Below are 26,672 nucleotides of genomic sequence, written 5' to 3'. Positions count from 1 at the left end.
GCGCCACCTTCGAAACCTTTCGAAGCCGCCGGGTCGCATCCGCACCCGGCGGCTTCCGCATGTCCCCCGCCGGGTGCCACCATCGAACCCGGGCCGCGTTTCACCCCGTTTCTTCCACCGCCCCCCTCGCGCGATAATCGAACGCGGAGCCGCGGAATGAGGGAATGCTCGGACGTCCAAGCACTGGGCGCAGAGGAACGCAAGCGGCCCGTCACTACAACACCGGTGAAGGACACCCACTCATGACGACGCCCACGATCGAGCTCAAGCCCTCCGCCACCCCCCTCTCCGACGCCGAGCGCGCGGCGATCCTGGCGAAGCCCGGGTTCGGCCGCCACTTCACCGACCACATGGTGACGATCAAGTGGACCGAGGGCCGCGGCTGGCACGACGGCCAGCTCGTCCCGTACGCGCCGATCCCGCTCGACCCGGCGACGAACGTCCTGCACTACGCCCAGGAGATCTTCGAGGGCCTCAAGGCCTACCGCCGCCCCGACGGCTCCGTGGCCACCTTCCGCCCGGACCAGAACGCCAAGCGCTTCCAGCGCTCCGCCCGCCGTCTCGCCATGCCCGAGCTGCCGGTCGAGACGTTCGTCGAGGCGTGTGACGCGCTGATCCGCCAGGACGAGGCCTGGGTGCCCGCGCATGGCGGCGAGGAGTCCCTCTACCTGCGCCCCTTCATGATCGCGACCGAGGTCGGCCTGGGGGTGAAGCCCGCGAACGAGTACCTGTTCCTCGTCATCGCCTCGCCCGCCGGCGCCTACTTCGCCGGCGGGGTGAAGCCGGTGTCCATCTGGGTCTCCGAGGACCGCGTCCGCGCCGTCCCCGGCGGCATGGGCGACGCCAAGACGGGCGGCAACTACGCGGCCTCCCTGCTCGCCCAGGCCGAGGCCGCCGCCAAGGGCTGCGACCAGGTCTGCTACCTCGACGCGGTCGAGCACCGCTGGGTCGAGGAACTCGGCGGCATGAACCTGTACTTCGTGTACGGCGACAGGATCGTCACGCCGACCCTCACCGGCTCCATCCTGGAGGGAGTCACCCGTGACTCCCTGCTCCAGGTCGCCCGCGACCTCGGGTTCGCGTCCGAGGAACGCCGCGTCTCCCTCGAGGAGTGGCAGGCCGGCGCCGCGGACGGCACCCTGACGGAGGTCTTCGCCTGCGGCACGGCCGCGGTCATCACCCCCGTGGGCACCGTCAAGCGCGCCGGCGCCGAGTGGCAGCACTCCGGCGGCGAGCCCGGCCCGGTCACCGTGAAGCTGCGCGAGGCGCTCCTCGACGTCCAGCGCGGGAAGACCGAGGACCGGCACGGCTGGATGCACACGATCGGCTGACCGCCCCCCCCGTCCCCACCAGGGCCGCCCCGGACACGAGTCCGGGGCGGCCCTTTCGTGTCCCCTTCCCGGTCGTTCGAGTGACGCTCAAAATGTGAGCGGCCTTCGCTGAAAATGTCCATTGATCAAAGGTGAGTGAGTTAGAGTGACGCTCTAATCAGAGGATGTGAGGAGGTGTCCCGGCGTGAGACTGACCCCGACGGAACGGGACCGGCTGCTGCTGTTCGGTGCCGCCGAGCTGGCCCGTGCCCGCCGCGCCCGCGGCCTGCGGCTGAACGTGCCGGAGGCCACCGCGCTGGTCGCGGACGCCGTCTGCGAGGCCGCCCGGGACGGAGCCCGGCTCACCGAGGCGATCGAACGCGCCCGCGCGGTCCTCGGTCCCGACGACGTGCTGCCGGGCGTCGCCGACGTCGTCACGGAGGTGCACGTCGAGGCCGTCTTCGACGACGGTTCCCGGCTGGCGGTGGTCTCCGACCCGATCGGGGGCGGTCTCGGCGCCGGGGCGCCCGGCGCCCTGCTGCCGGGGCCCGAGCACGCCGAACCCGGGGCGGCGGTCCGGCTGACGGTCACCAACACCGCGGACGTGCCCGTCTCCGTCACCTCCCACTTCCACTTCTTCGAGGCCAACCCGCGCCTGGACTTCGACCGCCCGGCCGCCTACGGCATGCGGCTCGCCGTCCCCGCCGGCTCCTCCGTGCGCTTCGGGCCGGGCGAGCGCGCCGAGGTCGGACTGGTCCCCCTCGGGGGCGACCGGATCGCGATCGGCTTCGCCGGCCTGGTCGACGGGCCGCTGGACGCGCCGGGAGCCCGGGAGGAGGCCCTGCGCAGGGCCGCCGCCTGCGGCTACCTCGGCGCACCGGGAACGACGGACGAGGAGGACGGACGATGAGCCGCCCCGGAGGACACCCCGCCGAGGACCGGCGCCTCACCCCGCACCAGTACGCCGCCGCGCACGGCCCGCGCGCGGGCGACCGCCTCCGGCTCGGCGACTCCGGGCTGGTGATCCGCGTCGAGTCCGACTCCCAGCGCCCCGGCGACGAGTTCCTCGCCGGGTTCGGCAAGACCGCCCGCGACGGACTGCACCTGAAGGCCGCCGCCGTGCGCGAGACCTGCGACGTCGTCATCAGCAACGTCGTCGTGATCGACGCCGTGCAGGGCGTGCGCAAGGTGTCCATCGGCATCCGCGAGGGCCGCATCCACGCGATCGGGCGGGCCGGGAACCCCGACACCCTCGACGGGGTCGACGTGGTCGTCGGCACGGGCACGTCGATCGTGCCCGGCGAGGGGCTGATCGCCACCGCCGGCGCCGTCGACACGCACGTCCACCTGCTGTCGCCGCGGATCATGGAGGCCTCGCTGGCCTCCGGCGTGACCACGGTCGTCGGGCAGGAGTTCGGGCCGGTGTGGGGCGTCGGCGTCAACTCGCCCTGGGCGCTGCGGCACGCGTTCAACGCCTTCGACGCCTGGCCGGTCAACATCGGCTTCCTGGGCCGGGGCTCCTCCTCCTCGCCGGACCCGCTCGTCGAGGCGCTCGCCGAGGGCGGCGCGTCCGGCTTCAAGGTCCACGAGGACATGGGCGCCCACACCCGCGCGCTCGACACGGCGCTGCGGGTCGCCGAGGAGCACGACGTGCAAGTGGCCCTGCACAGCGACGGGCTGAACGAGTGCCTGTCCGTCGAGGACACCCTGCGCGTGCTGGAGGGCCGCACGATCCACGCCTTCCACATCGAGGGCTGCGGCGGCGGACACGTGCCGAACGTGCTGAAGATGGCGGGCGTCCCGAACGTCATCGGCTCCTCCACCAACCCCACCCTGCCGTTCGGCCGGGACGCGGTCGCCGAGCACCACGGCATGATCGTCTCCGTCCACGGCCTCAGGACCGAACTGCCCGGCGACGCCGCCATGGCCCGCGACCGCATCCGCGCCTCGACCATGGGCGCCGAGGACGTCCTGCACGACCTGGGCGCGATCGGCATCACCTCCTCCGACGCGCAGGGCATGGGCCGGGCGGGTGAGACCGTCCGCCGCACGTTCGCGACGGCCGGGAAGATGAAGGCCGAGTTCGGCGCCCCCGACGACCACGACAACGAGCGCGTCCTGCGCTACATCGCCAAGCTGACGATCAACCCCGCCATCGCGCACGGGCTCTCGCACGAGATCGGCTCCCTCGAGACCGGCAAGCTCGCCGACGTCGTGCTGTGGCGCCCCGAGTACTTCGGTGCCAAGCCGCAGCTCGTCCTCAAGGCCGGCTTCCCGGCGTACGGCGTCACCGGCGACCCGGGCGCCGCCACCGACACCTGCGAACCCCTCGTCCTGGGACCGCAGTTCGGCGCGTACGGCGCCACACCCGCCGACCTGTCGGTGGCCTTCGTCGCGCGGGCCGCGCTCGACCAGGGCAACGACCGGATGCCGACCCGCCGGCGCCGGGTCGCCGTCCGCGGCACCCGCGGCATCGGCCCCGCCGACCTGCGGCTCAACTCCCGTACCGGAGCGGTGGACGTCGACCGGCGCACCGGCCTGGTCACCCTCGACGGAGAACCGCTGCGCTCCGCGCCGGCCGACTCCGTCCCCCTCAACCGCCTCTACTTCCTGTGAGGACCTCCCCGATGAGCAAGGCTGCCGCCGACGGCTTCCGGATGCCCGCCGAATGGGCCCCGCACGAGCGCACCTGGATGGCCTGGCCCGGCCCCAACCCCACCTTCGACGACCCCGGCGATCTCGCCGCCTCCCGTGCCGCCTGGGCGTCGGTCGCCCGTGCGGTCCGCCGCTTCGAACCGGTGACGGTGGTGTGCGGACCGGGGAGTTCGGCCGAAGCGCGCGCCCTGCTCGGGCCGGGCATCGACACCGTCGAACGGGAACTCGACGACGCCTGGATGCGCGACATCGGCCCCACGTTCCTCACCGACGGGCGCGAACTGGCCGCCGTGGACTGGACGTTCAACGGGTGGGGAGCCCAGGGATGGGCCCGCTGGGAGCACGACGCGAAGATCGCCGCACACGTCTCGGACCTCGCCGGGGCGAAGACGTACGCCTCGCCCCTGGTCAACGAGGGCGGGGCGATCCACGTCGACGGCGAGGGGACGGTGCTGCTGACCGAGACCGTCCAGCTCGGCCCCGAGCGCAACCCGCACTGGACCCGGGCACAGGTCGAGGCGGAGATCCACGCCCAGCTCGGCACCCGCAAGGCGATCTGGCTGCCGCGCGGCCTCACCGGCGACTACCCCCCGCACGGCTTCGGCACCCTCGGCCACGTCGACATCGTCGCCGCGTTCGCCCGCCCCGGCGTGGTCGTCGCCCACAGCCAGCCGGACCCCGCCCATCCGGACCACGAGGTGACGAAGGAGGCCGTCGGCCTGCTGCGGGCGCAGACCGACGCCCGCGGGCGCCGGCTGGAGGTCGTCGAGGTCCCGGCGCCCACCGTCCTGGAGGCCGACGGCCACTGGGCCGACTACTCCTACATCAACCACTACCTCTGCAACGGCGGGGTCGTCCTGTGCGCCTTCGACGACCCGCGCGACGAGATCGCGGCCGGCGTCTTCCGCCGGCTGTTCCCGGAGCGGACGGTGACACCGGTCGACGCCCGTACGATCTTCTCCGGCGGCGGTGGCATCCACTGCGTCACGCAACAGCAGCCGAAGATCTGAGAGACACGGGGGAGTCCCGATGCCCGGTGCCGCACGTGGGCGCAGGCACGCCCCGCCCCGCGAGGACGTCCTCGCCGCCGCCATGGCGATGATCGCCGAGCGCGGTCTGGAGAAGCTCACCATGGCGGCGCTCGGCCGCGAGGTGGGGATGAGCAGCGGGCACCTCCTCTACTACTTCCGCTCCAAGGACGAACTGCTCCTGCAGGCCCTGGAGTGGAGCGAGGGCCGCCTCGGCGCCGAGCGCGGCCGGCTGCTGACGAGCACGGCCACGGCCCGCGAGCGGCTCGACGCCTACGTCGACCTGTACGTCCCCGCCGGGCACCGCGACCCGCACTGGACCCTGTGGCTGGAGGTCTGGAACCGCTCGCAGAACGCCGCCGCCGACGCGGACGCCCGCGACCGGCAGGCGGCCATCGAGGGCGCCTGGCACCGCGACCTGGTGGCCCTGCTGGCGGAGGGCGTCTCCCGCGGCGAGTTCCGCCCCGTCGACCCCGACCGGTTCGCCGCCCGGCTGCGGGCGTTGCTCGACGGCTTCTCCATCCACGTGGCGATCGGGCTGCGCGGCACCGGCCGCGAGCAGGTCATCGGACATGTGACGGAGTTCGTGACGGACGCCCTGCTCGCATCGTGACAAACACCCCGCTCGCATCGTGACGGACGCTCTGTTCGCATCCTGAGACGGTCGGTGAGCGCAGGGCCGCCCTGTGCCAGACTCCCCCCGTGCTCTCGTTCGCCACGATTATTGGCAGCAGGCGCGCCGGTCCGCAGTGACCGCCACGTACGACCAGGTACGGGCGGCCACCGTCGTCCTCGACCCGCGCGCAGACCTCTCGCACCCGCGAGGGGTTTTTCGTTTTCCTGGCCCACCTTCAGCCGGGAGGCAAGCGCGAGGGACCATGGGGGGACGGTGGAGCCGGTCATTCCGGTAGACCGAGATCCAAAACAGGAGCCTTGAGACCATGACGGAAACCAGCGAGCTCGACGACTCGTTCCACGTCTTCGACACCACCCTGCGCGACGGCGCCCAGCGCGAGGGCATCAACCTCACGGTCGCCGACAAGCTCGCGATCGCACGGCACCTGGACGAGTTCGGCGTCGGCTTCATCGAGGGCGGCTGGCCGGGCGCCAACCCGCGCGACACCGAGTTCTTCGCCCGGGCCCGGCAGGAGATCGACTTCCGGCACGCCCGGCTCGTCGCCTTCGGCGCCACCCGCCGGGCCGGCGCCAAGGCCTCCGAGGACCCCCAGGTCAAGGCCCTCCTGGACGCGGGCGCCGACGTGATCACGCTGGTCGCCAAGTCGCACGACCGGCACGTGGAACTGGCCCTGCGCACCACGCTGGAGGAGAACCTGGCGATGGTCGCCGACACGGTGTCCTTCCTCAAGGAGCAGGGCCGCCGCGTCTTCGTCGACTGCGAGCACTTCTTCGACGGCTACCGCGCGAACCCCGAGTACGCCAAGGCCGTCGTCCGGGCGGCGGCGGAGGCCGGCGCGGACGTCGTCATCCTCTGCGACACCAACGGCGGCATGCTCCCCGCCCAGATCCAGGCCGTGGTCTCCACCGTCCTCGCCGACACCGGGGCCCGCCTCGGCATCCACGCCCAGGACGACACGGGCTGCGCGGTCGCCAACACCCTCGCCGCCGTGGACGCGGGCGCCACCCACGTGCAGTGCACCGCCAACGGCTACGGCGAGCGCGTCGGCAACGCCAACCTGTTCCCGGTGGTCGCCGCGCTGGAGCTGAAGTACGGCAAGAAGGTCCTCCCCGAGGGCCGGCTGCGCGAGATGACCCGCATCTCGCACGCCATCGCGGAGGTCGTCAACCTCACGCCCTCCACCCACCAGCCGTACGTGGGAGTCTCCGCCTTCGCCCACAAGGCGGGCCTGCACGCCTCCGCGATCAAGGTCGACCCGGACCTGTACCAGCACATCGACCCCGAGCTGGTCGGCAACACCATGCGGATGCTCGTCTCCGACATGGCCGGCCGCGCCTCGGTCGAACTGAAGGGCAAGGAGCTCGGCGTCGACCTGGGCGGCGACCGCGAACTGGTCGGCCGCGTCGTCGACCGGGTCAAGGAACGCGAACTCAAGGGCTACACGTACGAGGCGGCCGACGCCAGCTTCGAGCTGCTGCTGCGTGCCGAGGTCGAGGGCCGGCCGCTGAAGTACTTCGACGTCGAGTCCTGGCGGGCCATCACCGAGGACCGCCCCGACGGCACCCACGCCAACGAGGCCACCGTCAAGCTGTGGGCCAAGGGCGAGCGCATCGTCGCCACCGCGGAGGGCAACGGCCCGGTCAACGCCCTCGACCGCGCCCTGCGCGTGGCCCTGGAGAAGATCTACCCCCAGCTCGCCGAGCTGGAGCTGGTGGACTACAAGGTCCGCATCCTGGAAGGCGTCCACGGCACCCAGTCCACGACCCGCGTCCTGATCTCCACCACCGACGGCAACGGCGAGTGGTCCACGGTGGGCGTCGCCGAGAACGTGATCGCCGCGTCCTGGCAGGCACTGGAGGACGCCTGCACCTACGGGCTGCTGCGGGCGGGAGTGACCCCGGCCGAGTAGGCCGGAACCGCCGGAACCGCCGGAACCGCCGGAGCCGCCGGAGCCGCCGGAACCGCCGGAGCCACCGGGATCACCGCAGGGGTCCCCTTCTGGTCGGCGGCGCCCGTGCGGCCCCTGTCCGGGCCCGGGCGCCGTCGGCGGGGGAGCCGTCCGCCGGGGTCCGCCGCCGGAGGCCGCGCGCGACACGGCGTCCGCCGGCGTCGCCGGTGGTGGCCGGCCGCGCGGTGACCCGCCCGCCGGCCGCCTGCGCGGGGGTACGGCGGCGCCGAGGCCGACCGTGGTGAGCGGCCCGGCCGGCAGCGGCCGGACCCGGTGGGGGAACTCCTCATGACGCCTCGCCCTTCCCCCGACGGGACGTCCTGACGAGTGTGCGGGCGCCGGTCGGCTCACGCCGTGATCCAACGCGTGAGCGAACCGCGGGAGTCCGACCGGACCAGGGCGTCGAGGAAAGGTCCACGCCGAGCCCTGCGGCACGCGGGCAGGGGAGGAGGGCGGTCGGCGGTACCACCCGCTTCCGTTCCGGTTGCCCTGCTTCGTCCTCGCGCGAGGTAGCTTCGAAGTATGAAGGTCGCACTTTCGACCCGAGGCTTCGCCGGACTGCTCCTCGTCCTGGCGCTCGCCGCCCTGACCCTGTTGCCGGCGGCCGCCCCGCGCGCCGCGGCCGGGACCGGTGTGTCCGGGACCGGTGCCGCCGGGGCCGGCGTGACCGAGACCAGTGTGTCGACGATCGCCGCGGCCCTGCGCGAGAGCCCCGTCTACGTCGACCCGGCGGCGTCCGCCCAGCTCTCCCAGGCGGACGCCCACGCCCTCCAGAAGAAGATCGAGGACGCCGACAAACCCGTCTTCGTCGCCGTCCTCCCCGCGGGCTACCCGACGGAGAACCTGTTCACCGACCTGCGCACCGCCACCGGCGTGACCGGCCTCTACGCGATCCGCCTCGGCGACCGCTTCGACGCCCGCGCCGACTCCTCGGTCCTGCCGACGGCCGCCGTGCGCAACCTCGTCACCAGTGTCCGGGGCGAGAGCGACGCCGCGGCCCAGCTGAACGACTTCACCGACCGCGCCGTCGCCAACATGGGCGGCTCCGCCCCCACGGGCTGGGGCTCCCCGGACCGCGGCGGCGGGGTGTCGACGACCGGCCTGGTCACCGCGGGCGTGCTGGTCGCGGTCGGCGGCGCCGGCGCGTACACCCTCGTACGGCGCAACCGCCGGCGGCACGCGCAGGAACAGCGGGCCGCCCTGGAACGGCTCCGGGTCGTCGTCGACGAGGACATCACCGCCTACGGCGAGGAACTCGACCGGCTCGACTTCCACCCGGCCGAACCCGGCGCCGACGACGCGATGCGCGGCGACTACGAGCACGCCCTCGACGCCTACGAGAAGGCCAAGTCGTCCATGGCGGACGCGACGAGGCCGGAGGACGTGCGTCCCGTCACGGAGATCCTGGAGGACGGCCGCTTCACCCTGACCCGGCTCGCCGCCCGCCGGGCCGGCGAACCGCTGCCCGAGCGCCGCCCGCCGTGCTTCTTCGACCCGCGCCACGGACCCTCCGTCGCCGACGCCGACTGGACCCCGCCCGGCGGGGCCGCCCGCCGGGTCCCGGTCTGCGCGGCGGACCGCACCCGCCTCGCGGACGGCCGCGACCCCGTGGTCCGCGAGGTCGACACCGACCACGGCCGCCGCCCCTACTGGGAGGCGGGCCCGGCCTACGGCCCCTGGGCGGGCGGCTACTTCGGCGGCGGCCTGCTGCCCGGCCTGCTCGTCGGCACGATGCTCGGCGGCCTGATGGCCACCCCCTCCTACGCCTCCGACTACGGCAGCGGCTACGGCGACTTCGGCGGCGGCTACGAGGGCGGCGACGTGTCCGGAGCGGACTTCGACACCGGCAGCTTCGGGGACTTCGGCGACTTCGGCGGCGGGGGAGGGGACTTCGGCGGCGGCGGGGACTTCGGCGGAGGCTTCTGACCGCCCACCCCCTACCGCCGACGGCCGACCGCCCACCGCGTACCGTCGGCCACCGTCCACGGGCCCGGCGCCGGACGCGCCGGGCCCGTGGACGTCGTACGGACGCGGTGACGGGACGACGGGTGGGTCAGAGCGAGGACGCCGCCGAGGCGATGGCGGAGGCGAACGTGGAGACCTCGGTGTAGACGCCGGGCGCGTTGGGCCGGGCGCAGCCGATGCCCCAGCTGACGATGCCGACCTGGATCCACGCGTTGGCCGAGTCGCGGCGGAACATCGGGCCGCCGGAGTCGCCCTGGCAGGTGTCGACCCCGCCGGCCGCGTACCCGGCGCAGATCTCCTCGCTCGCGATCAGGCCGCTGTAACCGCTGTAGGAACGGCAGGTGGCGTCGCTGACGAACGGCACGTTCGCCTTGAGCAGGTACCGCTGCTGGGATCCGCCCTCGGTGGCGGAACCCCAGCCGGCGACGGTGAAGGTGCCGGTGTTGTACTGCGTGGTGGTCGCGATCTTCAGCGTCGGCAGGTTGATGGGCTGCGCCAGCTTGATGAGGGCCCAGTCCTTGCCGTCGCCGTTGTAGCCGGGGGCCCGGTAGACGTAGGTGGAGCGGACCTGGACCCGGCCGGTGGTGGACTGGAGGTCCACGACGCCGGCGGTGGCGGTGATGCCGGTGTTGGCACCGGTCGAGCCCACGCAGTGCGCGGCGGTGAGCACGATCTGCTGGGTGTAGAGCGCGCCGCCGCAGCCCATGGAGAGCCGGACCATGAACGGGAACTCGCCCTGTGCGGCGCGGGTACCGCCCACGACGGGCGAGGGCGCGGCCTGGGCGGAGGAGACGGGCTGAAGGCTCGCGATCGCGAGGGCGGCGGCGCCGACGGCCGCGAGTCTCTTGAGGGCCGTGAGGAGTTTCTTCAACGTGGTGCCTTCCGTGGAGGGTGACCGGGAGTGGGGGGAGAGATCCGGTGGTGCCCGAAACACAGAATTGACGCGCGCATGACAAAGTCGGCAACAAAGAAGTGCGCGTGTGCCGTCATGGACAGGTCAAATCTGTTGCTGGAGTATGAGAACGCCGCAAGCTTTCGCACAAGGGGTGCGATCCGGCCACGCCCGAGCACCGGACGGCTCCCGACGGGCCCCGGTGGCTCCGGGCGGGCCCCGTCGGCCCCGGCGGGTCCGCCCGGGCACCCCGGCCGCCCTCCCGACGGCGCGGCTCTCCCGGCAGGCACGGCCCCTCCGGTGGCGCGGGCGTCCGCCGCGGAGCGCGGCCCCGCCTACGCGGGCGTCCGGCCGTCGACGGCCGGCGCGAGGGCGGCGAGGTCCGCGAGCGGCCCCCCGCTGAGCCGGCACACCTTCCACTCCTCCAGCAGTTCCACGCCGAGTGACTTGTAGAAGCCGACGGCGGGCTCGTTCCAGGCCAGGACCCACCACTCGAACCGCTCGAAACCGCTGCGCGCGCAGATCGCGGCGAGGGCCGCCAGCAACGCCTTGCCGTACCCCCCGCCACGGGCGTGCGGACGAACGTAGAGATCCTCCAGGTGCATGCCCCGCGTCCCGGTCCAGGTCGAGAACCGGGGGAACCACAGCGCGAAGCCGACCGTCTCCCCGCCGTCGTCGTCCTGGGCGATCAGCACCCGTGCCGCGGGATGCTCGCCGAACAGAGCCTCCCGCAACTGCTCCTCCGTGGCCCGGGCCTGCTCGGCGGCCCGTTCGTACGCGGCGAGCTCACGGATCATCGCCCGGATCTCGGCGACGTCGTCCACGGTGGCGGTTCGGATCATGGGAGGGATCATGCGGCACGGGACCCGGGGCTGTCCAAGCGACGGGCGTTCCGTCCCGGGACGCGGTCCACGGGCCCGCGCGGTCCTCGGGCGGCGGGCGGCGGGCGGCCGCGGCCGGCGGCCGGTGATGCGCCGCCGGCCCTTCGACGAGGGCGGTCAGTCCGGTACGGCCGCCTTCGCCAGCCGGATCAGTTCGTCGAAGTCGATGGCTCCCGGGTCGCCGTGGTCGTTCTCCGGCACGTGCATGTGCCCGCACACGCCCTTGAAGGCGTTCCAGCGCGCCCCGCTCATCCGCTGCCCGGCCCCGTTCCCGTAGGACTTCGGGTACGCCGGCCACAGTGCCGGACCGCGCAGCGGCACGTCGTGCTCCTCGTGCGCCCACGCCAGGAAGCGGGCGAGCCCGCTCAGTGCCCACCCCGGCGCCTTCGGCCAGTAGACGTGGGCCTTCCCGCCCGTCCGCCACTTGGTGTGCGTCTCGGGATCGCAGGTGCCGACCAGCTCCACCTGGCAGACGTTGAGCGTGTTGGTCTCCACCCCGCCGGGCCTGTTGCGCAGGGCACGGGAGGAGATGTCGATGTCGAAGTGCTGGTACCACGTCAGCTTCTTCGCCGCGAGGTCCGGCACCGCCGTGAGGTTGGGCGCGGAGGCGCCGCCCTGGTAGCCGGGCAGCGAGCGGCCCTCGGTGGTGTGCAGGACGACGACGTTGACCTCCATGCGGTCGCCGCCGAAGTCGTCCTGGTACCAGTGGTCACGGTGTGCGCCGGGGTAGTGCTGCGGTCCGGTCCTGGTCATGGCGCCTCCTCGGTCACGATCCCCGGCCGGGCCGGCGGGGACGCCCTGATGAACGAGCGGCACCCGCGACCGTCGCGCACCCTGCGGCCCCGCACCTGTGTCCGGGCCCGCCCCCGCCCCCGCACCCCGCCCCGCCGGGTCCCCGCGCCCCGCCGCGCGCCGACGCCCGTGCCCGCACCGCGCGGAGCACCGGGCGCGCGCCGCGTCCCGCGTCCGCGTCCGGACCTGCGGGCACGTCCCGGTCCGCGTCCGCTCCGGCGTCCCGCCCCGCACCCGCGTTCCGTGCGCGCCCCGTCCGCGCCGGCGCCCACCCACCCCGCGCCCGCGCTCCACGCGCCGGATCCCGCCCCGCGCCCACGCCCCGCGCGCCCGTACCGCCCGCGCTCCCCGCACCCGCCCCATCGCCCGCACCCGGACACGCCGAGCGCCCGCCCTCCCCACGGGGGGAGTGGAGGGCGGGCGCGCTCAGGGGGCGTGGCGGCGGTGCCGCGTCACGCGTTCTTGATGGCCGAGATGTCGAAGTTCAGCTTGATCTTGTCGGAGACCAGGACACCGCCGGTCTCCAGCGCCGCGTTCCAGGTCAGGCCCCAGTCCGAGCGCAGGATCTCCGCCTTGCCCTCGAAGCCGACGCGCTCGTTGCCGAACGGGTCCTTGGCGGCGCCGTTGAACTCCAGGTCGATGGTGAGCGGCCTGGTGATGCCGAGGATGCTCAGGTCGCCGGTGACGCGGTAGTCGTCGCCGCCCAGGGCCTCCGCGCCGGTCGAGCGGAAGGTCATCGTCGGGAACTCGTCGGTCTTGAAGAAGTCCGCGGTCCTGAGGTGGTTGTCGCGGTCGGCGGACCCGGTGTCGACGCTCTGCATCACGACGTCGATGGTGGCGGTGGACCTGGACGGGTCGGCGCCGTCGAGGTGCAGCGAGCCGGTGAACTCGCCGAACTTGCCCTTGACGTTGGTGACCATCGCGTGCCGGGCGACGAACCCGATGGTGGAGTGCGCCGGGTCGATCGTGTAGTCGCCGGTCAGGGCGGCGAGGTCCGGGTTCACGGCGGCGGCCGTGGCGGTGGTGGTGTCGTCGGTGTTCTTGCGGCCGAAGATGCCCATGGCGTGCTCCTTGGAGACGGATCGATCAGTGGATCGATGAACGGGTCGGGGAAACGGGCGGTGATGTTGAATGTTCAACGAAGACTTCAACACGGCAGACCGTAGACCTATTCCGTTCAACTTTCAACTTCATTCGCGCAGGACTTCCGCGCACCCTTCCATCGTCGCGCGAGGCCGCCCTCCCGGAGACTCCGCCCGGTCCGCGTCACTCCACTGGGCGGCGCCCGTCGGGCGATGATGTGAAGTTGGTCTCACGGCATCCCTTTGTGTGACCCCCACAAGCAGCGCGGGCCCTGAGCAGTCGGAACGCCTGCATGCCGACATGGTTCTGTTCAGGGCTACCAGGAAAACGTGCCGGAGACTGTACGGAGTCGACGTCTCACTTTCCTTGGTGACCTTCGTAAGGTCACTACATGACCGTTTTGGAAGAGACGACCGGTGAGCCGACCGCCGAGCCCACGGACGCGCGCGGGCGCGTGGCCGAGCTGCACGGGATCCGTGCGCAGGCGCTGGCCGGGCCGAGCGAGAAGGCGACCCAGGCGCAGCACGCCAAGGGCAAGCTGACCGCCCGGGAGCGGATCGAGCTGCTGCTGGACCCGGGGTCCTTCCAGGAGGTGGAGCAGCTGCGCCGGCACCGGGCGACCGGGTTCGGCCTGGAGGCCAAGAGGCCGTACACCGACGGCGTCATCACCGGATGGGGCACGGTGGAGGGCCGCACGGTCTTCGTCTACGCCCACGACTTCCGCATCTTCGGCGGCGCCCTGGGCGAGGCCCACGCCACCAAGATCCACAAAATCATGGACATGGCCATCGCGGCCGGCGCCCCGCTGGTGTCGCTGAACGACGGCGCCGGGGCCCGCATCCAGGAGGGCGTCTCCGCGCTCGCCGGCTACGGCGGCATCTTCCAGCGCAACACCCGGGCGTCCGGCGTCATCCCGCAGATCAGCGTGATGCTCGGCCCGTGCGCGGGCGGCGCGGCCTACAGCCCCGCCCTCACCGACTTCGTCTTCATGGTCCGCGAGACCTCGCAGATGTTCATCACCGGCCCGGACGTGGTCAAGGCCGTCACCGGCGAGGAGATCACCCAGAACGGCCTCGGCGGCGCCGACGTGCACGCCGAGACCTCCGGCGTGTGCCACTTCGCCTACGACGACGAGGAGACCTGCATCGCGGAGGTGCGCTACCTCCTCTCCCTCCTCCCGCAGAACAACCGCGAGAACCCGCCGCGCCACGAGTGCACGGACCCGGCGGACCGCCGCGGCGACGCCCTGCTCGACCTGGTCCCCGCGGACGGCAACCGGCCGTACGACATGACCAAGGTCATCGAGGAGATCGTCGACGACGGCGAGTACCTGGAGGTCCACGAGCGCTGGGCGCGCAACATCATCTGCGCCCTGGCCCGGCTCGACGGCCAGGCCGTCGGCATCGTCGCCAACCAGCCGCAGAGCCTCGCCGGCGTCCTCGACATCGAGGCCAGCGAGAAGGCCGCCCGCTTCGTGCAGATGTGCGACGCCTTCAACATCCCGATCATCACTCTTCTGGACGTACCCGGCTTCCTGCCCGGCGTCGATCAGGAGCACGGTGGGATCATCCGCCACGGCGCGAAGCTCCTCTACGCCTACTGCAACGCGACCGTGCCCCGGATCTCCCTGATCCTGCGCAAGGCGTACGGAGGTGCCTACATCGTCATGGACAGCCAGTCCATCGGTGCCGACCTCACGTTCGCCTGGCCGACCAACGAGATCGCCGTCATGGGCGCCGAGGGCGCCGCCAACGTCATCTTCCGCCGCCAGATCGCCGAGGCCGAGGACTCCGAGGCCATGCGGGCCCGCATGGTCAAGGAGTACAAGTCCGAGCTGATGCACCCGTACTACGCCGCCGAGCGCGGCCTCGTCGACGACGTCATCGACCCCGCCGAGACCCGCGAGATCCTCGTCAGGTCCCTGGCGATGCTGCAGACCAAGCACGCCGACCTGCCCTCGCGCAAGCACGGCAACCCCCCGCAGTAACCCAGCGGACTTTCCGCGCCCCCCGCGCGGAAACCTCTCTCACGGAGACTGAACCCATGACCACGCCTGACATCCGCGTCGAGAAGGGCCACGCCGAGCCCGAGGAGGTCGCCGCCCTCACGGCGATCCTGCTGGCCCGCGCCGCCTCCCGTTCCTCCGACCAGTCCGCCCGGGCCCACCACGGCCGCCCCAGGGCCGGCTGGCGCCGCCTGGAGCGCGAGGGCGGCTTCCGCGCCCCGCACAGCTGGCGCTGACCGCCCGCGAGCACGACGAGGACCCCGGCGCCCCACGGGCGGCCGGGGTCCTCGCGCGTACGGCGGCCCCCGATGACCGGTCACCGCGGGGCCGGGGACGCGAAAAGGCTCCCGCGCCTCCCCGAGGAGGGGCGGGAGCCTCTTCACGTCGAGTCCTACCGCAGGCGCGCCATGAGCGCGTGCTCCACCAGCGTGATCAGCGCCGACTTGGCGTCCGCGCGGTGGCGGGCGTCCGTGGTGATGATCGGGGTGTCGGGGCCGATCTGGAGGGCCTCGCGCACCTCGTCCGGCTGGTACGGCTGGTTGCCGTCGAAGCCGTTGAGGGCGATGACGAAGGGGAGACCCGAGTTCTCGAAGTAGTCGACCGCGGGGAAGCAGTCGGCGAGTCGGCGGGTGTCCACCAGGACGATCGCGCCGATGGCGCCGCGCACCAGGTCGTCCCACATGAACCAGAAGCGGTCCTGACCGGGCGTACCGAACAGGTACAGGATCAGGTCCTGGTCCAGCGTGATGCGTCCGAAGTCCATGGCGACCGTCGTGGTCTTCTTGTCCCCGGTGTGGGTGAGGTCGTCGATGCCTGCCGAAGCAGACGTCATGACGGCCTCGGTACGCAGCGGGTTGATCTCCGAGACGGCCCCGACGAACGTGGTCTTGCCCACGCCGAAGCCACCCGCCACCACGATCTTCGCCGAGGTGGTGGAGCGGGAAGGACCGCCGCTAGAGCTTGCGAAGTCCACTGAGCACCCTTTCGAGCAGTGTCACGTCTGGCTGGCCGCCGGCGCTCTCGTCGCCGCCGGGCTGATGGATGGCGACCAGTCCCGCCTCCGCCAAGTCGGCGACGAGGATCCTGGCCACACCGAGAGGGATCGTCAGGAGGGCCGAGATCTCGGCCACCGACTTGATCTCCCGGCAGAGGTTGCAGATCCGCTGATGCTCGGGCAGCTGCCCCTGCATCTGGTGCGGAGCCGCGGTGGTGTGCACCAGCGCCTCGATGGCGAGCTGGTACCGCGGGCGAGTCCGGCCGCCGGTCATGGCGTACGGACGCACCAAGGGGTTGTGCGACGCCCCGGCGGGCGCCGGTTCGGGGGCGCGGCGCTGCGGCTGCACGGGCTGGATGTGCGGCTGGTGCGGCTGGTCGTACGGCGAGTACCCGGGGCCCTGCGGCCCCTGGGGCGCGTACGGCTGACGCTGGTTCGGAGCGGAGGGGAAGGCGTAGTGGTTCGGGTTCTGCGAACCGTCGCCCTGGCCCTGGGCAGGGCCGTACGACCAGTTGCCCGCAGGGGAACCGTCTGGGGGTGTTGCCACTTTTTCTCCTCCTCCGACTGTGCCTGGCATCCGTCACGTGGAAGCCGCGTCCCGAAACCTTATGGCCTCGGGACGCCAAAACGCACCGTCCGTCTGTTAGTTGAGAAGGCTCCCCTGGAGCTCCGCCCGAAGGTCGGGCGTCAGGACCGTACCGGCACGGTCCACCAGAAGGGCCATCTCGTACCCGATGAGGCCGATGTCCGCCTCGGGGTGGGCGAGAACCGCGAGCGACGAACCGTCGGAGATGGACATGAGGAACAGGAATCCCCGCTCCATCTCCACAACCGTCTGGTTCACGCTGCCGCCCTCGAAGATCCGGGAGGCGCCTGCCGTCAGCGACGTCAGACCGGAGGCGACGGCCGCGAGCTGGTCGGCACGGTCGCGGGGGAAGCCTTCGGACATCGCCAGAAGGAGTCCGTCGGCGGAGACCACCACCGTGTGGGACACCCCCGGGGTGTTGTCCACGAAGTTGGTGATCAACCAGTTCAGGTTCTGTGCCGCCTGGCTCATCGGGCTCACACTAACGCTCCTGGTCGTAGGTGCTGTCAGGACCACTGTGCTGATTCCTGGCCTGACCGTTCGGTTCACTTCCTGCGTTGCGTCCGCGCTGGACGCCCCGGCGCAGGTTGCTCAACCTGCCTCGGACGTCCTCCGGGGCGCGGGAGACCTGGGGGCCTCCCTGGGGGGTGCTCTCGGCGGTGCCCTCGACCAGATTGGCCTTGGGCACCCGACGCGGCAGACCGGAGGAGGTGACTCCGCCCGCCTTCGGCTTCTTGAGCTGGGCGGCCTGCTGCCAGCGCTCGTCGTTCGCCGAACGCCAGTCGGCGGGGCCGTCCGCGACGGGGGCCGGCGCTTCCTGGGCCACGGGCCGCGCACCGTTCGCCGCGGGGGATCCGCGGCGGGGCAGTCCGGCGTCGGTCAGCTCGTGGGCGGCGGATGCCGGTCCCGGACGTTCGAAGCCTACGCTGTCCCGCTCACCGGCGTCAGCGGCCTGCGCCGGTTCCGCTTGCGGAGCGTACTGGTCCGGGTAGCCGTTCTGGTAACCGCTCTGCTGCGGCCAGTCGTCCTGGTAGGGCTGCTCCCCGTACGGCTGGAAGCCCTCCGGCGCGGCCTGCCGTTCCGGCGCCCGCTCCTCCTGGACGCCCTCCGCATAGGCGGGGTCGGGGTAGCCGCCGTGCTGCCCGAAGGCACCGTCCCGCGACCCCGTGCCGTCGGACGGGAAGGCCTCGCCCTGCGGCACACCGCCGTTGGACGTGCCGTACGGGTCCTCGTACGACGTCTGCCGCTGCTCCTCGTACGACGTCTGGCGGTCGTACGCCGGCGACTGGTCGGCGTAGCCGGTCGCGCCGTTGTCGTAGCCGCCCCGCGCCGGGGCGTAGCCGTCGGGGGAGGCGTCGAACGCGGACTGCTGCTGCGGCTGGTCGAAACCGTCGCCGTACGCGGGCGTCGCGGCGGGCCGCTGCTGGTCGGGCCCCTCCGGCGCCGGGGAGTCCGGGGCCGCGCGGTGGTCCTCGCGCGTCAGGGAGCGGCCGACCGGGTCCAGGTCGCGCGGGTCGTCGGGGACCTCCACGTACTGGCTGTCGTCGAAGCCCAGCTCGGCCGCCGTGCGCAGCGGCTGGTGGTTGAAGTCCTCACCCGGGAACCGCTGCTCCGGGATGATCTGCGAGACGGTGAAGTCGTCGCGCTCGGGCTGCTCGCCACCGCCACCGTGGGTGATCGCGTCGGGCAGCATGACCAGCGAGGTGGTGCCGGCCTGCTCGCCCGAGGGGCGCAGCTGGACCCGGATGCCGTGCCGGTCGGACAGCCGGCCGACCACGAACAGGCCCATGCGCTGCGAGATCGCGGCGTCCACGGTCGGCGGGTTGGCCAGCTTGTGGTTGATGTCCGCGAAGTCCTCGGCGGTGAGGCCGATGCCCTTGTCGTGGATCTCGATCATCACGCGGCCGTCGGGGAGACGGGTCGCGGTGACGCGGACCTTGGTCTGCGGGGAGGAGAACGTGGTGGCGTTCTCCAGGAGCTCGGCCAGCAGGTGCACGAGGTCGGTCACGGCACGGCCGTGGATCTCGGCCTCCGGAACGCCCGACAGCTCGATGCGCTCGTACTGCTCCACCTCGGAGGAGGCGGCGCGCAGCACGTCGACCAGCGGAACCGGCTGGTCCCAGCGGCGGCCCGGCTCCTCGCCGGCGAGGACCAGGAGGTTCTCGCCGTTGCGGCGCATGCGGGTCGCGAGGTGGTCCAGACGGAAGAGGTTCTCCAGCTGGTCCGGGTCGGCCTCGTTGTTCTCCAGGTCGGTGATCAGGGTGAGCTGGCCCTCGATCAGGGACTGGTTGCGGCGCGAGAGGTTGGTGAAGATCGCGTTGATGTTGCCCCGCAGCAGGGCCTGCTCGGCGGCGAGCCGGACGGCCTCGCGGTGGACCTGGTCGAAGGCGCGGGCGACCTCGCCGATCTCGTCCGTGGTGCTGATCGGGATCGGCGCCACCCGGGTGTCGACCCGGCCGGGGTCGGTCCGCGAGAGCTGGTCGACCAGCATCGGCAGCCGCTGCTCGGCGATGCCGAAGGCGGCGTTGCGCAGCTGGCGCATGGAACGGCTCATCTGGCGGGCCACCATGCCGGCCAGGATGAACGCGGCGAGCAGGGCGATGACGACGGCGGCACCGGTGATGATCGCGGACTGCCTGGCGTCGTCGGCGATCTGGGCGGCCTCGCTCACCGCCTTGTCGGTCAGGTCCGTCTCGATCTTCAGGTACGCGTTGTACTTGAGGGTGTTGACCGCCCACCAGTTCTCCGCGGTGACACCGCGCGCGGCGATCGCCTGGCGGTCGCCCGCGTCCGTGGACGGCAGCGTCGCGATGGCCGAGATCATGTCGGTGGGGTTGGACGGCGGGGCCACGTAGTCCGGGTCCTCGGCCGCGGCGTCCTTGGCCATCGCCGCGCCGTCCGTCTCGATCTGCGCCCTGGCTTCCTCGAGCTTCTGCGCGTCGGCCTCGGTGCCACCGCCGGTGTACTCCTCGAGCGCGATCCGCTCGAGGTAGGCGTACGAGGAGAGGGCGACCTTCTGGCTGGCGAAACTGCTCTTGCCGGGTCCGGGCTTGACCAGCAGGTGCATGCCGATGGAGCGCTCCAGCGACAGCGCCGCCTTGGTGAGCGAGATCGCGTAGACCGTACGGCCGTAGCTGGTGATGTTTCCGGTGCCCAGGCCGAGCTCGTTCGCGAACTCCATCAAGGGGTGCGCGATCGTCGTGTAGCCCTCTTCGGTCATGACGCCGGTGAGCTTGGGGGAGACGTAGGCGCCGGCCCGCAGCGTCTGGAGCGTGGGCTCCTGGTCGCGGAACAGCTTCAGGCGGCGCTGGAGGCCGGCCTTCTGCGGCATGTCCTGCGCGGCCTCGTCGAAGGCGTCGGCCGCCTGGTCCGTCTTCTTGCGGGCGTCGGTGACGACGTCCTCGTCCTTGTTCAGCAGCAGCGGTGCGGCGCTGACGTCGCGCTCGTTGTAGAGGGCGTCGGCGTAGAGGAGGGAGGCGCGCACCAGCTGCGCGGTCTTCTGCGCGTCCTCGGCCTCCTGCCAGGTGTCGATCGAGCCCTTCACCTGGAAGCCGCCCATGACGAGGCCGACCAGCACGGGTATGAGCAGGATCGCGTTCAGCCTGGTGGGCACCCGCCAGTTGCGCGGGGAGAGGCGGCCGCCGCTCTTCGCGGGCGCGGCCATCGGCTCCGGACCGGGCACAGGGGAGGGTGCCGCTCCGCGCGGCGGCGGGGTGAAGTTGCCCCGGGCCGCCGGCTCGGGACTTTTCTTGCTTCGCCTCACTCGACCAACAACCTCTCGGCGGTCGGCACCTTCGTCGTGCCGCAGTGTCTCAGAGCCCGGTCAGCCATCGACCATGAGTACGTCATTGACTATTGGGCAGTTCAGGCATTCCAGCATGACGACCAGTGCAGTTCCAAACATGGAGAAGTGCCGGTTCGCTGTGATGTAAACCCCAGATAAAACGGTCAAAAAGAGCAAGCCCCGCCAAATGGCGGGGCTTTCGTGCGCGCAGCGACACCGAATGACCGCGACGCGTGGCGCCGTCACCCGATTCCTCTGCCGAAACGTTATGAACACCGGAGCCGGCCGTGTCCAAGGCCACGGCCGGCTCCGCAACGCCTGCGACGACCGGCGCACGGTGCTGCCTGCAGGGGGCCTGCCTACCGCAGGCGCGCCATGAGCGCGTGTTCCACCAGCGTGATCAGCGCCGACTTGGCGTCCGAACGGTGCCGCGCGTCGGTCGTGATGATCGGGGTGTCGGGACCGATCTGCAGCGCCTCGCGGACCTCCTCCGGCTGGTACGGCTGCTGACCGTCGAAGCCGTTGAGGGCGACGACGAACGGCAGACCCGAGTTCTCGAAGTAGTCCACCGCCGGGAAGCAGTCGGCCAGCCGACGGGTGTCCACCAGCACCACGGCGCCGATGGCACCGCGCACCAGGTCGTCCCACATGAACCAGAAGCGGTCCTGACCCGGCGTACCGAACAGGTACAGGATCAGGTCCTGGTCCAGCGTGATGCGTCCGAAGTCCATGGCCACCGTGGTGGTGGTCTTGTCCCCGGTGTGGGTGAGGTCGTCGATGCCCGCGCTCGCGGACGTCATCACGGCCTCCGTGCGCAGCGGGTTGATCTCGGAGACGGCGCCCACGAACGTGGTCTTGCCCACGCCGAAGCCACCCGCCACCACGATCTTCGCGGAGGTGGTGGCCCGCCCTCCGTCAGAGCTTGCGAAGTCCACTGAGCACCCTTTCGAGCAGCGTCACGTCAGGTGCGCCACCGTTGTTCTCGTCGCCGCCCGGCTGGTGAATGGCCACCAGTCCGGCTTCGGCGAGGTCCGCCACGAGGATCCGAGCCACACCCAGCGGCATGGCGAGGAGGGCCGAGACCTCCGCGACCGACTTCACCTCACGGCAGAGGTGGCAGATGCGCTGGTGCTCGGGGAGCAGCCCCATGAGCGCTGCCGGGTCGGCCGTCGTGCTGATCAGCGCCTCGATGGCGAGCTGGTAGCGCGGCCGGGTCCGGCCGCCGGTCATCGCGTACGGACGTACCAGCGGCTGGTCGCCCTCGTCCCCGTACGGCTCCGCGTACGGATCATGAGAGGCGGTGGGCGGGGTCATGAATCCTCCGGGCGGGACAGCAAGTCTCGGTCAGTCGTGCCGTCCGTCGAGGCCGGTGGGGGGGTTGTGTCGGCCGGACGGTGATTTCGTGAGGCGGGTGGTACCCGGGCGGGTCAGTGGAGCAGACTGCCCTGTAGCTCGGCGCGCAGGTCGGGCGTCAGCACCGCACCCGCGCGGTCGACCAGGAGCGCCATCTCGTAGCCGACGAGGCCGATGTCGCACTCGGGGTGCGCGAGCACGGCGAGGGACGAGCCGTCCGAGACGGACATGAGGAAGAGGAAACCCCTCTCCATCTCGACGACCGTCTGGGCCACGCTGCCGCCCTCGAAGATCCGGGAGGCGCCCGCCGTCAGCGAGGTGAGGCCCGACGCGACGGCCGCCAGCTGGTCGGCACGGTCGCGCGGGAAGCCCTCGGACATGGCGAGCAGGAGGCCGTCGGCGGACACGACAACGGTGTGGGACACCCCGGGGGTGTTGTCCACGAAGTTGGTGATCAACCAGTTCAGATTCTGTGCCGCCTGGCTCATCTGGCTCAACTAACGCTCCTGCTGGTGAGTGGGGCTGGGGAAACTGCCGGTCTGCGGGCCGTTGCCGGCCTGCCTACCCTGTGCGATGCCCCGACGGAGATTGGTCAGCCGTCCGCGTACGTCGTCAGGCGCACGCGAGACCTGCGGACCGGTTTGGTGCTGTTGCTGCTGAGCCGTGCCCGGGACGAGGTTCGCCCTGGGCACCCGGCGCGGCAGGCCGGAGGTGGTGACGCCGCCCGCGGCGGGCTGCCGGACGCGCTCGGCCTGACGGACGAGCTCGTCGTTCGGCGAGGTGCGCCAGGAGGCGCCCGTCGCCGCGGGACGTTGGGGAGCAGCCGGAGCCTGCGGCTGCTGGGGCTGCGGCGTGGGGGCCGAGCCGTTGCCGTTTCCGCCCGCCTGCTGTCCGTGGAACCAGTTGGTCTCCAGGGTGTCGAACAGCGGGGTGCGGCCGTCCCCCGGACCGGCCGGCGGCAGGGCCTCCGGCTCGGGGCGGGCGGCGGGACGCGGCAGGCCGGGCTGCTGCTGCGGGTAACCGTAGCCGCTGCCGTCGCCGTTGCCGCCGCCGGTGTTCTGGGGACGGTCGAACCGGCCCGTGGACGAGGGGTCCTGGCGGCCGGGCAGCGCGTGCTGACCGGTGCCGGAACCGTTCTGGCCGGGGGCCGGGAACTGACCGGTGCCGGAGCCGTCGTGGCCGGGGGCCGGGTACTGGCCGGTGGAGCCGTTGTCGTAGCCCTGCGGAGCGGCGAACCGGCCCGGACCCGCCGGCGCGTTCTGCCCGCCCGGCGTGCCGAAGACGTCGTTGCGGACGAAGCCGTCCTGCCCGCCGCCCGCGCCCGGAGCCGGGAACTGGCCCGTGTCCTGGGCGCCGTTCAGGCCGGTGTACTGGCCCGTGTCCTGGTACTGACCGGTGTGCTGCGGGCCGCTCGTGCCGGGGCGCGCGAAGTCCGCGGGACCGGCCGGACCCTGGTGCTCGTCGATCCGCGGGATCTCGGCGGTGGCGCCGGGGCCCTGGCGGTCGTCGACGCGCGGCATCTGCGAGGTCTGCGCGACATCGGGCTCGTCGTGCCCGCGCGGGGCGTCCAGCGGAGTGCGCGCGACCGGCGGCTGGGCGTTCTCGTCGCCCCAGCTCGTGCCGCGGGGCTGCGGGTTGCCGCCCGGCAGCTCGGCGCGCGGACCGCCGCGCGGCGGCAGCTGCGGCTGACGGCCACGGCCGCCCTGCTCACCGCGGTTGTCGTTCTGGCGCGGCGCGGGCGGACGCCCGGCGCCGAACAGGTCCTGGCCCTGGCCCTGCGTACCGGCACCGGCCGACGGGAAACCCTGCGGCGCACCCGGGGCCTGACCGCCGAAGCCGGCGCCGGCCGGAGCCGGGCGGCCCTGCGCGGGCGAGGCCGGACCCTGCGGCCCGCGCGGCGCACCGGGACGGCCACCGCCGTCACGGCCGGGCAGCGCGGCCCGAGGGCCCTGGCCCGCGCCGAGCAGACCACCCGTGCCGGGGCCGGCGCCGAGGGCACCGCCCTGGCCGCTCTGACGACGGGCCGCGGCTACACCGGCGGCGGCCTGCGCGGCGGCGGGGCCGCCGGACACGCCGCCCTGACCGGGCTTGGGCTGCGGCTTCTTGCCGCCCTGGGCGACGTCCACGGGCAGCATGACCAGCGCGGTCGTGCCACCGGAGTCGGACGGGCGGAGCTGGATGCGGATGCCGTGCCGCTGCGACAGCCGGCCGACCACGAAGAGGCCCATGCGGCGGGAGACGGAGACGTCCACGGTGGGCGGCGACGCGAGCCGCTCGTTGATCGCGGCGAGGTCCTCGGGGGAGAGGCCGATGCCGGTGTCGTGGATCTCGATCAGGACGCGGCCGTCGGGCAGCGCGTGACCGGTGACCTTGACCTTGGTCTGCGGGGAGGAGAACGAGGTCGCGTTCTCGAGCAGCTCGGCGAGGAGGTGCACGAGGTCGTTGACGACCCGGCCGGCCACTTCGGTGGTCGGCACGGAGGACAGCTCGATGCGCTCGTACTGCTCCACCTCGGAGGCGGCGGCGCGGAGCACGTCGACCAGCGGGACCGGGCGGGTCCAGCGGCGGCCGGGCTCCTCACCGGCGAGGACGAGGAGGTTCTCGCCGTTCCGGCGCATACGGGTCGCGAGGTGGTCGAGCTTGAACAGCGAGGACAGCTGGTCCGGGTCGGCCTCGCGCGACTCCAGTTCGGAGATGAGCGAGAGCTGACGCTGGATGAGGCCCTGGGAGCGGCGCGAGAGGTTGGTGAACATCGCGTTGACGTTGCCCCGCAGCAGGGCCTGCTCGGCGGCGAGGCGGACGGCCTCGCGGTGCACGTCGTCGAAGGCCGCGGCCACCTGGCCGATCTCGTCCCGGGAGTGCACACCGACCGACTCCACGGACGTGTCGACGTCCTGCGGGTCGGACTCGGACAGCTGCTTGACCAGCTCGGGCAGCCGGTCCTGGGCGACCTTGGTGGCCGTCTCCTGGAGCCGGCGCAGCGAGCGGATCATGGACCGGGCGACGACGAACGCGCCGACCAGCGACACACCGAGCACCAGCAGGATCAGCGCACCGGAGATGATCGCCTCGCGCTCGGACTCGGCGCGCAGCTCACGGGCCTTCTGCTCCATGTCCTCGAGCAGCGTGGTCTCGATGTTGTTCATCTGCCGGATCTTGGTCGTGCTGGCGTCGAACCAGTCCTGGTACGACCGCTTGTCCAGTGACCGCAGACCGGTGGGGGAGCTGAGCGCACGCGTGGCGTACGTGTCGGCGTCCTCGATGGTCGGGCTGCCCTGCTCGATGGGCTGGAGCAGTTCCTCGGCGCCCTCGTCGCCGTAGATGCTGCGGAAGCTGGCGAGTTCGGAGTCCTGGTTCTCCAGCGCGGCCTCGGCGTACTGCCGGTCGTTCTCCGATATCTCGCCGTAGGTGTCGGCGTTGACCGGCAGCGCGGCGGCGAGGGCGGCGCGCTGGACGGAGGCGTACTCCTTGGCGGCGGAGAAGGCGGCCAGCGCGCGGGTGCGCTGGATGATGTCCGGGTTGCTGGTGGCCTGCGCCATGTCCTGCGAGAGGTCGAGCAGGTGGCTGATGAGGCGGTGGTAGGCCTCCACCGTCTGGGCGGAGTTCTTCTGCTCCGCGAAGGCCGTCTTGCGGACCTTCGCGAGGTTGCCGAGGTCGCTGAGGAGACCCACGAGGCTGTCGCGGACGCCCTGGAGGTTGCCGTCCGTGCTGGAGGCGTCGATCTCCTCGGAGGCGTCCTTGAAGGCGGTGAGCGACTGGTCGGTCTTCTCTCGGGCGCCCTTGACCGTGAAGTCGGCGGCGGTCTTGCCGTGGGCGAGGGGGCCGGCGGACTTGTCGCGCTCGTCCTGGAGCCGGATGGCCAGCTCGGTCGCCTGCTTGGTCATGTCCGTCAGCAGCTTCATGTTGTCGAGCTGCTGGATGTCGTCCATGGACTGGTTGATGCGGAGCGTGCCCAGCGTGGTGGCCGCGACCACGGGCAGTGTCAGCAGCGCGACCAGACGCGTGGAGATGCGCCAGTTGCGCAGGGCCACGCGCGGTCCGGGGCCGGGAGTGCCGGCCGGCGGCTTGACCACGGGGGTCGGGGTGCTCGGCGACGCGGACGCGCCGGGGCGCTCACCGCCGTCACCGGACGCGGCCTGGCCCGGGTTCTGGGCGTGCTGGGGCGAGGAGCCGCCGGCCATCGGGCCAGTCCCGCCGTGCGGCTCCGGCTCGGCCGAAGCGCTGCCATCCCTCTTGAAACGTCCCTGCACTAGCGTCGCAACCTCTGGACCAGGCGCCCCTCCGCGTGAACGGAAGGACGGTGTCGGCGTCTTGAGGGGCGCCCTGAATACGCCCCCCGATTGGTCGTGAGTACCGGCGCTGGTTCCCCCTTCCAGCCGCCGCTCGGCGCTGCTGTGCGCCCTGCGCGCCGGCTCGTTCCCGCGGCGGTCCGTGGAATTCCAGCACAGTGCAGGATCTCCAACAAGGCTTGTTGGCCGGGCTGTGACATCCGTGACAGCGGGTGAGTGGCGCATCACCAGACGTAGAAAGTGATCCCGGGCAATTCACCCGTAAGGGGGCGAACGCTCGGGTCGCGAGAGGTGTCCCAGTCGCCATGATCAGGAGCGGAATGAGAGCTTCAGGTGTGCAATGTCCGTTTCGTAGCGGTCGCTCGAGAGTCTGGATTGACCGGTTTGAGCGCTGCTTCGTGAGCAAACTCACACCTTGATCATGGGACCTCCACGCGTTCTCCGGGAATCGCGTGTTTAGCCTGACGCTT

Annotated in this window: 21 protein-coding genes; 9 read left to right on the top strand and 12 right to left on the bottom strand. The window is 72.1% G+C overall.

Annotation, left to right across the window (positions count from 1 at the left end; all coding sequences use genetic code 11):
* Window positions 1–242 precede the first annotated feature (242 nt).
* From ACF09K_RS00955 to ACF09K_RS00925, 7 genes are all read left to right on the top strand, one after another.
* Window positions 243–1,331, top strand: coding sequence for a branched-chain amino acid aminotransferase (locus tag ACF09K_RS00955; RefSeq protein ID WP_392240358.1), 1,089 nt, complete (start codon window positions 243–245; stop codon window positions 1,329–1,331).
* Window positions 1,332–1,515: 184 nt separating this feature from the next.
* The gene (gene ureA, locus ACF09K_RS00950) at window positions 1,516–2,220 is read left to right on the top strand and encodes an urease subunit gamma (protein ID WP_392240356.1); all 705 of its coding nucleotides are present in this window, start codon (window positions 1,516–1,518) and stop codon (window positions 2,218–2,220) included.
* On the top strand, window positions 2,217–3,926 hold the full coding sequence (locus tag ACF09K_RS00945; RefSeq protein ID WP_392240355.1) for an urease subunit alpha: 1,710 nt from the start codon (window positions 2,217–2,219) through the stop codon (window positions 3,924–3,926). The genes ureA and ACF09K_RS00945 overlap by 4 nt, the downstream gene beginning before the upstream one ends.
* A gap of 11 nt (window positions 3,927–3,937) precedes the next feature.
* Window positions 3,938–4,975, top strand: coding sequence for an agmatine/peptidylarginine deiminase (locus ACF09K_RS00940; RefSeq protein WP_392240353.1), 1,038 nt, complete (start codon window positions 3,938–3,940; stop codon window positions 4,973–4,975).
* 19 nt (window positions 4,976–4,994) lie between these two features.
* Window positions 4,995–5,606 (top strand): TetR/AcrR family transcriptional regulator, encoded by a 612-nt coding sequence (locus ACF09K_RS00935; RefSeq protein ID WP_392240352.1) that lies wholly within the window; start codon window positions 4,995–4,997, stop codon window positions 5,604–5,606.
* Window positions 5,607–5,934: 328 nt separating this feature from the next.
* A complete protein-coding gene (gene cimA / locus ACF09K_RS00930; protein ID WP_392240351.1) occupies window positions 5,935–7,539 on the top strand; it encodes a citramalate synthase in 1,605 nt (534 codons plus the stop codon).
* A gap of 561 nt (window positions 7,540–8,100) precedes the next feature.
* Window positions 8,101–9,504 (top strand): hypothetical protein, encoded by a 1,404-nt coding sequence (locus tag ACF09K_RS00925; protein WP_392240350.1) that lies wholly within the window; start codon window positions 8,101–8,103, stop codon window positions 9,502–9,504.
* A gap of 127 nt (window positions 9,505–9,631) precedes the next feature.
* On the opposite strand, the gene ACF09K_RS00920 is transcribed toward ACF09K_RS00925, so the two are convergent.
* The 4 genes from ACF09K_RS00920 to ACF09K_RS00905 all read right to left on the bottom strand — a co-directional run bounded on the left by ACF09K_RS00920 (window position 9,632) and on the right by ACF09K_RS00905 (window position 13,169).
* Window positions 9,632–10,414, bottom strand: a complete 783-nt coding sequence (locus ACF09K_RS00920; protein WP_392240349.1) for a serine protease — start codon at window positions 10,412–10,414, stop codon at window positions 9,632–9,634.
* Between the two features lie 356 nt (window positions 10,415–10,770).
* A complete protein-coding gene (locus ACF09K_RS00915; protein ID WP_392240348.1) occupies window positions 10,771–11,277 on the bottom strand; it encodes a GNAT family N-acetyltransferase in 507 nt (168 codons plus the stop codon).
* 156 nt (window positions 11,278–11,433) lie between these two features.
* Entirely contained in the window at window positions 11,434–12,069 is a 636-nt protein-coding gene (locus ACF09K_RS00910; RefSeq protein WP_392240347.1) for a hypothetical protein, read from the bottom strand.
* A 491-nt stretch (window positions 12,070–12,560) separates the two neighbouring features.
* Window positions 12,561–13,169 (bottom strand): YceI family protein, encoded by a 609-nt coding sequence (locus tag ACF09K_RS00905; protein ID WP_392240346.1) that lies wholly within the window; start codon window positions 13,167–13,169, stop codon window positions 12,561–12,563.
* Between the two features lie 413 nt (window positions 13,170–13,582).
* Here ACF09K_RS00905 and ACF09K_RS00900 point away from each other — a divergent pair, with 413 nt between their 5' ends.
* Window positions 13,583–15,178, top strand: a complete 1,596-nt coding sequence (locus ACF09K_RS00900; protein ID WP_392240344.1) for an acyl-CoA carboxylase subunit beta — start codon at window positions 13,583–13,585, stop codon at window positions 15,176–15,178.
* 56 nt (window positions 15,179–15,234) lie between these two features.
* Complete coding sequence (locus ACF09K_RS00895) at window positions 15,235–15,432, top strand: acyl-CoA carboxylase subunit epsilon (protein ID WP_392240343.1); 198 nt, start codon at window positions 15,235–15,237, stop codon at window positions 15,430–15,432.
* Between the two features lie 155 nt (window positions 15,433–15,587).
* Here the strand turns inward: ACF09K_RS00895 and ACF09K_RS00890 are convergent, their stop codons facing one another.
* The 8 genes from ACF09K_RS00890 to ACF09K_RS00855 all read right to left on the bottom strand — a co-directional run bounded on the left by ACF09K_RS00890 (window position 15,588) and on the right by ACF09K_RS00855 (window position 26,163).
* Complete coding sequence (locus ACF09K_RS00890) at window positions 15,588–16,169, bottom strand: ATP/GTP-binding protein (RefSeq protein WP_363092071.1); 582 nt, start codon at window positions 16,167–16,169, stop codon at window positions 15,588–15,590.
* Window positions 16,150–16,737, bottom strand: a complete 588-nt coding sequence (locus ACF09K_RS00885) for a DUF742 domain-containing protein (protein WP_392240342.1) — start codon at window positions 16,735–16,737, stop codon at window positions 16,150–16,152. Before ACF09K_RS00885 ends, ACF09K_RS00890 begins: the two co-directional genes overlap by 20 nt.
* A gap of 96 nt (window positions 16,738–16,833) precedes the next feature.
* A complete protein-coding gene (locus tag ACF09K_RS00880; RefSeq protein WP_030948713.1) occupies window positions 16,834–17,247 on the bottom strand; it encodes a roadblock/LC7 domain-containing protein in 414 nt (137 codons plus the stop codon).
* Between the two features lie 10 nt (window positions 17,248–17,257).
* Window positions 17,258–20,539 carry a nitrate- and nitrite sensing domain-containing protein gene (locus tag ACF09K_RS00875; RefSeq protein ID WP_392240341.1) on the bottom strand — a complete coding sequence of 1,094 codons (3,282 nt, stop codon included), beginning with the start codon at window positions 20,537–20,539 and terminating at the stop codon, window positions 17,258–17,260.
* A 380-nt stretch (window positions 20,540–20,919) separates the two neighbouring features.
* Entirely contained in the window at window positions 20,920–21,495 is a 576-nt protein-coding gene (locus ACF09K_RS00870) for an ATP/GTP-binding protein (protein ID WP_030793795.1), read from the bottom strand.
* On the bottom strand, window positions 21,476–21,874 hold the full coding sequence (locus tag ACF09K_RS00865) for a DUF742 domain-containing protein (protein ID WP_019058642.1): 399 nt from the start codon (window positions 21,872–21,874) through the stop codon (window positions 21,476–21,478). Before ACF09K_RS00865 ends, ACF09K_RS00870 begins: the two co-directional genes overlap by 20 nt.
* Before the next feature lie 113 nt (window positions 21,875–21,987).
* Window positions 21,988–22,401, bottom strand: coding sequence for a roadblock/LC7 domain-containing protein (locus ACF09K_RS00860; RefSeq protein WP_003993189.1), 414 nt, complete (start codon window positions 22,399–22,401; stop codon window positions 21,988–21,990).
* A gap of 9 nt (window positions 22,402–22,410) precedes the next feature.
* Complete coding sequence (locus tag ACF09K_RS00855) at window positions 22,411–26,163, bottom strand: nitrate- and nitrite sensing domain-containing protein (RefSeq protein WP_392240340.1); 3,753 nt, start codon at window positions 26,161–26,163, stop codon at window positions 22,411–22,413.
* Between the last annotated feature and the right edge of the window lie 509 nt (window positions 26,164–26,672).

Source organism: Streptomyces sp. NPDC014882, assembly GCF_043081325.1.
In the GTDB taxonomy this organism is placed as follows: Bacteria; Actinomycetota; Actinomycetes; order Streptomycetales; family Streptomycetaceae; genus Streptomyces.
The sequence above is the reverse complement of the archived record's forward strand: the minus strand, read 5'-3'. Positions and strand labels throughout refer to the sequence as shown.